10 protein-coding genes are annotated in these 9,997 nt (G+C 63.7%); 1 reads left to right on the top strand and 9 read right to left on the bottom strand.

Annotated elements, in window-relative coordinates; all coding sequences use genetic code 11:
- Positions 1-260, top strand: a 260-nt coding sequence (locus tag ACMV8A_RS04460) for a hypothetical protein (RefSeq protein WP_495324544.1), incomplete at its 5' end; no start/stop codon positions are given.
- Positions 261-361: 101 nt separating this feature from the next.
- Here the strand turns inward: ACMV8A_RS04460 and ACMV8A_RS04455 are convergent.
- The 9 genes from ACMV8A_RS04455 to ACMV8A_RS04415 form a co-directional block, all read right to left on the bottom strand.
- Positions 362-1,834 (bottom strand): RHS repeat-associated core domain-containing protein, encoded by a 1,473-nt coding sequence (locus tag ACMV8A_RS04455; RefSeq protein ID WP_495324543.1) that lies wholly within the window; start codon positions 1,832-1,834, stop codon positions 362-364.
- A gap of 186 nt (positions 1,835-2,020) precedes the next feature.
- Positions 2,021-3,469, bottom strand: coding sequence for an RHS repeat-associated core domain-containing protein (locus ACMV8A_RS04450; protein WP_495324542.1), 1,449 nt, complete (start codon positions 3,467-3,469; stop codon positions 2,021-2,023).
- 161 nt (positions 3,470-3,630) lie between these two features.
- Positions 3,631-5,106, bottom strand: coding sequence for a rhomboid family intramembrane serine protease (locus ACMV8A_RS04445; RefSeq protein ID WP_495324541.1), 1,476 nt, complete (start codon positions 5,104-5,106; stop codon positions 3,631-3,633).
- A gap of 35 nt (positions 5,107-5,141) precedes the next feature.
- A complete protein-coding gene (locus ACMV8A_RS04440; protein WP_495324540.1) occupies positions 5,142-6,023 on the bottom strand; it encodes a dihydroorotate dehydrogenase electron transfer subunit in 882 nt (293 codons plus the stop codon).
- Between the two features lie 50 nt (positions 6,024-6,073).
- A complete protein-coding gene (locus ACMV8A_RS04435; protein WP_495324539.1) occupies positions 6,074-7,351 on the bottom strand; it encodes a dihydroorotase in 1,278 nt (425 codons plus the stop codon).
- Positions 7,352-7,353: 2 nt separating this feature from the next.
- Complete coding sequence (locus tag ACMV8A_RS04430; RefSeq protein WP_495324538.1) at positions 7,354-8,334, bottom strand: aspartate carbamoyltransferase catalytic subunit; 981 nt, start codon at positions 8,332-8,334, stop codon at positions 7,354-7,356.
- Positions 8,324-8,833, bottom strand: coding sequence for a bifunctional pyr operon transcriptional regulator/uracil phosphoribosyltransferase PyrR (gene pyrR, locus ACMV8A_RS04425; RefSeq protein ID WP_495324537.1), 510 nt, complete (start codon positions 8,831-8,833; stop codon positions 8,324-8,326). Before pyrR ends, ACMV8A_RS04430 begins: the two co-directional genes overlap by 11 nt.
- Positions 8,830-9,252: a Holliday junction resolvase RuvX gene (ruvX, locus tag ACMV8A_RS04420; protein WP_495324536.1), complete on the bottom strand. Its 423-nt coding sequence runs from the start codon at positions 9,250-9,252 to the stop codon at positions 8,830-8,832. The genes pyrR and ruvX overlap by 4 nt, the downstream gene beginning before the upstream one ends.
- A gap of 159 nt (positions 9,253-9,411) precedes the next feature.
- Positions 9,412-9,975 (bottom strand): YqgE/AlgH family protein, encoded by a 564-nt coding sequence (locus ACMV8A_RS04415; protein WP_495324535.1) that lies wholly within the window; start codon positions 9,973-9,975, stop codon positions 9,412-9,414.
- Positions 9,976-9,997 lie beyond the last annotated feature (22 nt).

Below are 9,997 nucleotides of genomic sequence, written 5' to 3'. Positions count from 1 at the left end.
TGGCACCGCGCCCGGGGGCGGCGGTGGCTCCGTTACGCCATATCCTATGGAGACTGTTCGTCGGTTGGCTCATCATGCTTTCTAATCCGCAGAAGAAGCAGTCCGACGAACACGAATGCGAGTGCACCAAGCAATCCCTCAATCACCCCATAACAAACGCCTCCATGCCCACACAAATACGGCGCGATGGCATTAGTAACAAATGGCACGAACACGCTCCATCCAACCACCATGAAAATGATTGCAAAAATGATGTTTGATTTAAGTTTTGTGCGGCAATGAGGGCACAAGAACTCACTTTTCACTGCACTCAAACCAACGTACTTATCGCAATTCGGGCAGCGCAAATATCGGATATTCATTACTTTGTCTCGCAATATGCCTTGTTGCATTCTTCCCTGCAGGTAGAGGCAACTGCGGCCCGACATGCAACATACGCTGCAGCAGAATATGGATTGATCCCGCCTCTAAGCGTGACTGCACACGTCGAGCCTGCTGTTGCAGAACAAGTGATATAGCAGCTGTCCTCCTTCGACATTGTGTTCGCCGGTGGCAACCCAGCCGCGCACTCCGCCGTCACGCATTCGTTCTTGTAGTTGTCGTCAGGATTCGGAATGCAAATGTTTCCGGGGCCGGGATACATATTGGCCGGACATCCTCCTTTCAAACCAAGAGGATCGATATATAGCAGCGGATTCGAGCCTACATAGGCGTAGGTATTCAGACCACCCTCAAGCCCAATCGGATCGGATTCGATGTAGCGGCCGGTGGCGGGATCGTATGTTCGGAAGTAGTTGTAATGCAGCCCGGTCTCGGCATCGTACACCTGTCCCGGGAATCTCAGGTTGTAGGTAAACGTGTTGCCGTCATTGTCCGGGTCTTCATTCGCCGCCGTCGTTCCAAACGGGTCGCTGTCCCAGCGCCACACTTCGGTGTAGCTGCTGTTGGTGATGACCCGCGGCGTGCCGAGGTGGTTGGCATGCACCGCATAGGTGTGGCCGTTCTGTACCGTGGCCACCGGCAGATTCCCCAGCCACACGGTTTCCTGCCTCGCATTGCCGGCTTCGTCGTATTCACCGATGAGTTGCCCATGTTCGTCGTAGATGAAGACGGTGGTCTGCGAGGTGGTGGGGGCGGTGCCGCTTTGCTCGGCCAGGGCGCGGCATTCGGCGGCCTGTTGTTCGAGCTGGTTGGCCTGTTGCAGGTGGTCGTTGGCTTCTGCCCGGAGTTGCTGGGCTTCCTGTTGTTTGGCCTCGGCCTGTTGGCTCAGGTTGTCAGCCTGTTGTTGCAGCTGTGCGGCTTCTTCGGTTTTGGCCTGCGCCTGTTGGCTCAGGGCATCGGCGTTCTGTTGGCGTGCGCTGGCCTGGGCCTCGGCTTCGGCCTGCTGGGCCAGGGCGAGGTAGTCGGGGCCGCTGCCACTGCCGCCCGTGTGCAGGGCGGTCTTGTGGATGCGCTGGCCCAGGGCATTGTGGGTGTAGCGGGCGGTTTGGCCGTTGTCGACGGCGGTGAGGCGGTTCCTGGCATCGTAGTGGTAGCTGTGTTTACCGTCATTGATGAGGTTGCCGTTGGCGTCGTATTGGTAGGCGCGGCTGCCGGCCTGGAGCAGGCGGTTGCTGGCCGGGTCGATGGCGTAATCGGTGAGCTCGCCGCTGTGCCATTGGCTCAGGCGGTTGCCGTTGCGGTCGTAGCTCCAGCTTTGGGTGTAGTCGGGGTCGTTGGCGGCAGTGAGACGGCTTAAGGCATCGTAGGTCAGTGTGAGGTGGGTCTGCGGGTCGATGAGGGCGGTGAGGTTGCCGAGCAGGTCGTAGCTGCGGCACTTGTTGACATCAAACATCCCGCGCACCTCTATGTGCCTGAGTTTTTGAACGGCATCCAGCAGAAGACAGGCAAAAGGCAAGACTTGACCCCATTATTTCCAGTTTTTGAACGGCATCCAGCAGAAGACAGGCAAAAGGCAAGACTTGACCCCATTATTTCCCTGACCCCATTATTTCCCTCTTCACCACCTCTCCCAGGACGGCTAGACTGGTAGCGCGGTCATCATCGTCCAGATAGATGTCTTCCTGCCCATCGCCACGAGAGGTGACGTGGTAGAGCGTACCATGGAACTCAAGTCGCAGTGGTTGGGCCATAAAGCAACCCTAGCAGAGAAAAGGCAAAAGGCAAGACCTGACCCCGTGTTCCCCTCGAGAAAAGGCAAAAGGCAAGACCTGACCCCGTGTTCCCTGTAGTTGTCGTCAGGATTCGGAATGCAAATGTTTCCGGGGCCGGGATACATATTGGCCGGACATCCTCCTTTCAAACCAAGAGGATCGATATATAGCAGCGGATTCGAGCCTACATAGGCGTAGGTATTCAGACCACCCTCAAGCCCAATCGGATCGGATTCGATGTAGCGGCCGGTGGCGGGATCGTATGTTCGGAAGTAGTTGTAATGCAGCCCGGTCTCGGCATCGTACACCTGTCCCGGGAATCTCAGGTTGTAGGTAAACGTGTTGCCGTCATTGTCCGGGTCTTCATTCGCCGCCGTCGTTCCAAACGGGTCGCTGTCCCAGCGCCACACTTCGGTGTAGCTGCTGTTGGTGATGACCCGCGGCGTGCCGAGGTGGTTGGCATGCACCGCATAGGTGTGGCCGTTCTGTACCGTGGCCACCGGCAGATTCCCCAGCCACACGGTTTCCTGCCTCGCATTGCCGGCTTCGTCGTATTCACCGATGAGTTGCCCATGTTCGTCGTAGATGAAGACGGTGGTCTGCGAGGTGGTGGGGGCGGTGCCGCTTTGCTCGGCCAGGGCGCGGCATTCGGCGGCCTGTTGTTCGAGCTGGTTGGCCTGTTGCAGGTGGTCGTTGGCTTCTGCCCGGAGTTGCTGGGCTTCCTGTTGTTTGGCCTCGGCCTGTTGGCTCAGGTTGTCAGCCTGTTGTTGCAGCTGTGCGGCTTCTTCGGTTTTGGCCTGCGCCTGTTGGCTCAGGGCATCGGCGTTCTGTTGGCGTGCGCTGGCCTGGGCCTCGGCTTCGGCCTGCTGGGCCAGGGCGAGGTAGTCGGGGCCGCTGCCACTGCCGCCCGTGTGCAGGGCGGTCTTGTGGATGCGCTGGCCCAGGGCATTGTGGGTGTAGCGGGCGGTTTGGCCGTTGTCGACGGCGGTGAGGCGGTTCCTGGCATCGTAGTGGTAGCTGTGTTTACCGTCATTGATGAGGTTGCCGTTGGCGTCGTATTGGTAGGCGCGGCTGCCGGCCTGGAGCAGGCGGTTGCTGGCCGGGTCGATGGCGTAATCGGTGAGCTCGCCGCTGTGCCATTGGCTCAGGCGGTTGCCGTTGCGGTCGTAGCTCCAGCTTTGGGTGTAGTCGGGGTCGTTGGCGGCAGTGAGACGGCTTAAGGCATCGTAGGTCAGTGTGAGGTGGGTCTGCGGGTCGATGAGGGCGGTGAGGTTGCCGAGCAGGTCGTAGCTGCGGCACTTGTTGACATCAAACATCCCGCGCACCTCTATGTGCCTGAGTTTTTGAACGGCATCCAGCAGAAGACAGGCAAAAGGCAAGACTTGACCCCATTATTTCCCCGCAGGATGGATGGCAACAACATTGGTCAAGTATTAAGAAAGACGCACGTCAGGTGTTAGCCCATTAAAATTGGCAATTACCCCAGTTCCAGCAAGCCGCGGGCGATGCGTGCCTCGTCGGCCGTCGGGAAGTGGGTGACGAGGGTGCGCAGGTAGGCGCCGGCACGTTCCTTTTCGCCCTGGCGGGCGAGCAGCAGGAGCAGGGCAGGCAGCTCGGCGTGCTGGCGGTCGCGGCGCAGCACGCCGAGTACCAGTTGTTCCGCCGGTTTGATGCGGCCGCCGGCCAGGAAGCGGCGTGCCAGGGCCAGGGCCTCGCTGGTATCGAAGCGCGGTCCCGGTTGCGCCATGCGGCTGTATTCGTCGAACAGGCGCAGCCGCTCGCTCATCGGCGTGGCCGGCAGCGTCAACAACTGGCGCGCGTAGCGGTGGTAGTCGTCGCTGTCGGGCTGAAAGCGGCTGGCATGGTAGAGGTGGGTGAGCAACTCGATGTCATCCGGCGACTCGCGCAATAGCTTGGCGAGGATCGGTTTGGCCTGCTGTGGCTTGAGTTCGGCCAGCAGGCGCAGCGCCTGCGCCAGCAGCCCGCGCCGCGCCGCCTCTTTTTGCGGCGCGTCGATGTAGGCGATGTCGATCTGGCGGTCGTAGTGTTTTGCCGCCCAGGTGAACAGGGCGCCGCCGATGAGGCCGCCGATGTGGGCCAGGTAGTTGACGTTGCTGTGGCTGTTGAGCAGCAGCTGCAACATCTCGTTGGCCAGCCACAGCGGCAGCATGATGATGGCCGGCGCGGTGATGCGATCGAACCAGAACAGCACGTTGTAGAAGAAGGCGATCTTGCGCAGGCCGAACAGCACCGCGTAGGCGCCCATGATGCCGGAGACGGCGCCGGAGGCGCCGATGTGATAGTTGAGATCGTCGGGACGCAGGGCGATGTCGAGGGCGGCGGCGCACAGGCCGGCCACCAGATACAGGCCCAGATACCAGCGCCGGCCGAGGATGGTCTCCACCACGAAGCCGACGATGAACAGGAACACCATGTTGCCGAGCAGGTGCCACAGATCGCCGTGCAGGAACATGTGGCTGACCACGGTGACGGCACTGGCCTGCGCCGGGCGCAGGGCGTAGCGGTGGATGAAGGCCGTTTCCAGCAGGCGACGAAACTCGCCGCGTTGTTCAAGCCATGTAGTGTGGCGTGGATCATCCGCGCCGATGAGGCGACCGCTCTCCAGCGCGGAGAGAAAACCGTGATCGTATTCCAGCGTCAGCGGTACCCAGGGATGGGCGTAGATGATCTTGCCGTCGACCAGCTCGTACTGCTCATCGAATTCGTGCAGCTCGGCGAGGCGGTCGTGCTGGCGCAGGTAGGCGCTGTAGAGCGGGAACTCCACGTCGGCCAGGCGGCTTTCCTGGTAGTACTGGTAGGCGGCGTCCAGTTTGTCGTCGTCGCCGCCTTGCAGCAGGAAGAAGATCAGGCTGTTGAGCAGGATCAGGGCGAGGGTGATGAGCGGCGGACGCTTCCAGTCCACGCGGCGATCGAAGGGCATCAACAACAGCATCGCGTCAGTTCCCTCTCACGCGGCAGCGCCGCGGCTCAGTCGGCGAAGACCACCCGGGCGTCGAACACCGGGCCGTCGACGCAGACCCGCTTCATGGCCGGGCCGGTGTCGGTCTGGACCTCGATGGTGCAGCCGGCGCAGCCGCCGATGCCGCAGGCCATGAATTCCTCCATCGACACCTGGCAGGGAAGATGGTATTCGCGCGCCAGTTTCGCCACCGCCTCCAGCATCGGGTGCGGTCCGCAGGCGAACACCTCCACCTCCTTGCGCTGTTCCGGCGTGAGGGCCTCCAGATAGTTGCGCGCCACGTCGGTGACGAAACCGTCGTGGCAGCCGGCAAAGCCCTGGCGGCTGGCCAGGCGCGACGGAACGCCCCAGTCCTCCAGCAGCGGCATGGCGGCGATCACCTCCGCGCTCATGCCCGGCACCATGATCTTCGACGGCTGTGGCTTGAACGGGAACGGCACCTCGGAGCCCATGATCACGAACGGCTGATACGCCCCCTTCACCGCCAGCGTCTCCGCGGCGACGAACACCATCGGCGGAATGCCGACGCCGCCGCCGATGAGCAGCGGGCGCGGCCGGTCCATGTGCAGCGTGAACGGCGTGCCGATGGGGCCGAGGATGCTCAGCTTTTCGCCCGCCGTGCGTTTCGCCAGCAGCGTGGTGCCCTCGCCGAATACCTTGTAGAGGAAGTCCACCTCGCCGCTGTGTTTGTTCACGCGCATGATGGAGATGGGCCGGCGCAGCGGCCGCTGCGGATCGACGGTGATGTGCGCAAAGCTGCCGGCGCGGGCGTGCGCCGCGATTTGCGGCGCCTTCACGCGCAGGATGTGCTGGTCACCGGCGCAGTGCTCGTGGCTCAGGATCTCGGCGTCTTCGAGGTAGACGGTGTTGCGATGCGGTTTGTTGGTCATGATGAGCCGTAAATGTAGGATGGGCAAAGCAAAGCGTGCCCATCGTATGGTTAGTGGTTCTCGTACACCAGCTTGCCGTCGAGCAGGGTGTGGCTGACCTTGCCCTTCAGCTCCCAGCCCAGGAACGGCGTGTTCTTGCCGCGGCTGACCAGGCTCTTTTCGCTCACCGTCCAGTAGCGCTCCGGATCGACGATGCAGATGTCGGCGCGGGTGCCGAGGCTGAGGGTGCCGGCGCTCTGGCCGAGGATGCTGGCCGGCTGCCAGGTGATGCGGCCGATGGCCTCGTGCAGCGACAGTACATTCTCTTCCACCAGACGCAGGGTCAGCGGCAGCAGGGTCTCCAGCGCGGAGATGCCCGGTTCGGTGGCGGGGAAGGGCGCCAGCTTGGCGTCGGTGTCGTGGGGCTGGTGGTCGGAGCAGATCGCGCTGATCACGCCCTCGGCCAGCGCGGCGCGCAGGCCGTCGCGGTCGCGCTGGCTGCGCAGCGGCGGGCGCACATGGCACAGGCTGTTGAACTGACCGACATCCAGCTCGGTGAGATAGAGCTGGTGGGCGCTGACGTCGGCGCTGACCGGCACACCGCGCTGCTGTGCCGCTGCCACCAGTTCCACCGCGCGGGCGGAGGAGAGCTGGCTGAAGTGGGCGCGCACGCCGGTCTGTTCGATGAGCAGCAGGTCGCGGCCCACGGCGATCACCTCGGCGCAGGCGGGGATGCCAGGCAGCCCGAGGCGGGTGGACACCACGCCTTCGTGCACGCAGCCGCTGGCACCCAGCCAGGGGTCTTCGGAGTACAGCAGCACCGGGATGTCGAGGCCGGCGGCGTATTCCATGGCGCGGCGCAGCACCAGGGTGTTGGTTATCGGCGTCTTGCCATTGCTGACGGCGACGCAGCCGGCCTGTTGCAGGGCGTGCATCTCGCTGATCTGTTCGCCGGCCAGGCCCGGGGTGAGGGCGGCCAGCGGCAGCACATGGGCCATGCCGGCCTCGCTGGCGCGGCGGCGGATCAGCTCCACCACCGCCACGGTGTCGATCACCGGGCTGGTATCCGGTGCGCAGCACAGGGTGGTGATGCCGCCGGCGGCGGCGGCGCGCGTCTCACTGGCGATGCTGCCCTTGTGCTTCTGGCCCGGCTCGCGCAGATGCGCGCGCAGGTCGACCAGGCCGGGCAATACCCACTTGCCGCGCGCATCGATTTCCTTCTGCACGCTGAAGCCGGCCGGGGCGGCGCCGATGGCGGCGATGCGACCGGCGGCGATGTAGATATCGGCGGTTTCGTCGCGGCGGTTGGCCGGATCGATGACGCGGCCGTTGCGGATGACCGTATGCATGTTCAGCTCCCTTCCCCTGCCGCTTCCGGCGCCCGGCCCAGGCACATGGACATCACCGCCATGCGCACGGCGATGCCGTTGCTCACCTGCTCCAGGATCACCGACTGTTCGCCGTCTGCCACTGCCGAATCGATCTCGATGCCGCGGTTGATGGGGCCGGGGTGCATGACGATGGCATCGGGTTTGGCGTGGGCCAGCATGTCGGCGTCGAGGCCGTAGAGCTGGAAGAACTCGCTGCCGCTCGGGATCAGCGCGCCCTGCATGCGTTCGCGCTGCAGGCGCAGCATGATCACCACGTCCACGTCCTTGAGGCCGCGCGCCATGTCGTGAAAGACATGCACGCCGAGCGCGCCGGCCTCGGGCGGCACCAGGGTCTTGGGGGCGATGACGCGCAGTTCGCCGACGCCGAGGATGTTGAGGGCGTGGATCTGTGAGCGCGCCACGCGCGAGTGCATGATGTCGCCGACGATGGCCACGCGCAGCTTGCCGAAATCCGCCCCCTTGTGGCGGCGGATGGTGAACATGTCCAGCATGCCTTGGGTGGGGTGGGCGTGGCGGCCGTCGCCGGCGTTGACCACCGACACGTGCGGCGCCACATGGCGCGCAATGAAGTGGGCGGCACCGGAGTCGGCGTGGCGCACCACGAACATGTCGCAGTGCATCGCCTCCAGGTTGTGCAGCATGTCGAGCAGGCTCTCGCCCTTGGTGGTGGCCGAGGTCTGGATATTTATGTTGAGCACGTCGGCGGACAGGCGTTTGGCCGCCAGTTCGAAGGTGGTGCGGGTGCGCGTGCTCGACTCGAAGAACAGGTTGGCGATGGTCTTGCCGCGCAGCAGCGGCACCTTCTTCACGCTCTGTGCGTCCACCGTGGCGAAGGATTCGGCCAGGTCGAGGATATCGGTCAGCGTCTGGCGCTTCAGTCCTTCGACGGTGAGGAAGTGGCGCAGGTTGCCGTTGGCGTCGAGCTGAATGTTATTCGGCATGGCTTTGTATCGTCAGGGCGAGGTGGTCCGGTCCGCTCAGCTTTACCTGCTGGTCGGCTTCCAAATCCATTTGCAGACCGGTCACGTCGGCCTGGATCGGCAGTTCGCGGCCACCGCGTTCCACCAGCACGGCCAGCATCACCGAGGCGGGGCGGCCGTAGTCGAAGATTTCGTTCAGCGCGGCGCGGATGGTGCGGCCGGTGTAGAGCACGTCGTCCACCAGGATGATATGGCGGCCTTCAATGTCGAAGGGCAGATTGGACGGCTTCACCTGCGGATGCACGCCGATACGCGAGAAGTCGTCGCGGTAGAAGCTGATGTCCAGGGTGCCGAGCGGTTCGCCGAGACCGAGCAGCGTGTGCAGTCGTTTGGCCACCCAGACACCGCCGGTGTGAATGCCGACCATGCAGGGATCGCCGATGCCGCGGGTGGCCAGGGTGTCGCGCAGGCGCGCGGCCATCGCCTGCAGGGTTTGTTCGATATCGGGTTGCGTAATCATGTGCGACTCTCTTCGGCCTGGGCGTCCAGCCAGCTTTGCAGGATCAGTTGTGCGGCGACGGCGTCCAGTGCCTCGCCGCCCTTGCCCTGCGCGCGCAGCTCCAGTTCCGCCGCGTAGGAAGTGAGGCGTTCGTCGACGCGATGGACGGGGAGATTGTACCTGCCCGCCAGCTGATTCCCAAAGCGTCGCGCACGGGCAGTGCGCTCATGCTCGGTGCCGTCCATGTGTACCGGCAGGCCCACCACCAGCGCCGTCGGCTGCCACTCGGCAATCAGCCGGCTGATTGCCTCCCAGTCGGGCTTGCCGTCGCGGGCGCGGACGATGGTGAGGGGGCGGGCGGCGCCGGTGAGAGTTTGACCGACGGCGACGCCGATGCGCCTGGTGCCGTAGTCGAAACCGAGCAGGACCGTGTCAGTCATGGGGTGACCGGCGGGAAAAGAAACAGTCGGCAACTGAGCGCGAATAAACGCGAATGTCCTGGTTGATTACATCCATGTCCGCAGACCGTGGGCGCATGAATAAGACTTTTGCATTATTTGCGTCTATTTGCGTTCATTCGCGGATTGCTGCGTTGTTTTTCAAGCATGCCCGGCCTCGCTGGACAGTAGGGTGAGGTCGACGCCGATCAGCGCGGCGGCGGCGCCCCAGCGCTCCTCCACCGGCAGGTCGAACAGGATCGCCGGGTCGGCTGGGCCGGACAGCCAGGCGTTTTGCGCGATCTCCTGTTCCAGTTGGCCGGCGCCCCAGCCGGCGTAGCCCAGGGCGAGCAGGTAATCCTGCGGGCCTTCGCCATGACCGATGGCGGTCATGATGTCGCGCGAGGTGGTGAGGGCGATGTCGTCGGTCACCGGCAGGCTGGAGGTCCAGGCGCCCACCGGACGGTGCAGCACGAAGCCGCGCTCCGGCTGTACCGGGCCGCCGCTGTAGATAAAGGCATCGGTATCGACATGCTCGCCGGGTTGGATCTGCATGTGCTCCAGCACGTTGCCCAGGGTGATCTCCATCGGCCGGTTGATGACGATGCCCAGCGCCCCTTCCGCGTTGTGCTCGCAGATATAGGTCACCGTATGGCTGAAGTTGGGATCGGCCAGTTGCGGCATGGCGATGAGGAAGTGGTTGCGCAGGGAGGTGGTGTCGGTCATGGCGCTAGTATCGGGAAGGCGC

Source organism: Sulfurivermis sp., from assembly GCF_059410345.1.
The sequence above is the reverse complement of the archived record's forward strand: the minus strand, read 5'-3'. Positions and strand labels throughout refer to the sequence as shown.

Excerpts from the sequence above, each read along its gene's own strand:
- ACMV8A_RS04455 (WP_495324543.1), bottom strand. The coding sequence starts at position 1,834 with ATGTTTGATGTCAACAAGTGCCGCAGCTACGACCTGCTCGGCAACCTC.
- ACMV8A_RS04450 (WP_495324542.1), bottom strand. The coding sequence starts at position 3,469 with ATGTTTGATGTCAACAAGTGCCGCAGCTACGACCTGCTCGGCAACCTC.
- ACMV8A_RS04445 (WP_495324541.1), bottom strand. The coding sequence starts at position 5,106 with ATGCTGTTGTTGATGCCCTTCGATCGCCGCGTGGACTGGAAGCGTCCG.
- ACMV8A_RS04440 (WP_495324540.1), bottom strand. The coding sequence starts at position 6,023 with ATGACCAACAAACCGCATCGCAACACCGTCTACCTCGAAGACGCCGAG.
- ACMV8A_RS04435 (WP_495324539.1), bottom strand. The coding sequence starts at position 7,351 with ATGCATACGGTCATCCGCAACGGCCGCGTCATCGATCCGGCCAACCGC.
- ACMV8A_RS04430 (WP_495324538.1), bottom strand. The coding sequence starts at position 8,334 with ATGCCGAATAACATTCAGCTCGACGCCAACGGCAACCTGCGCCACTTC.
- pyrR (WP_495324537.1), bottom strand. The coding sequence starts at position 8,833 with ATGATTACGCAACCCGATATCGAACAAACCCTGCAGGCGATGGCCGCG.
- ruvX (WP_495324536.1), bottom strand. The coding sequence starts at position 9,252 with ATGACTGACACGGTCCTGCTCGGTTTCGACTACGGCACCAGGCGCATC.
- ACMV8A_RS04415 (WP_495324535.1), bottom strand. The coding sequence starts at position 9,975 with ATGACCGACACCACCTCCCTGCGCAACCACTTCCTCATCGCCATGCCG.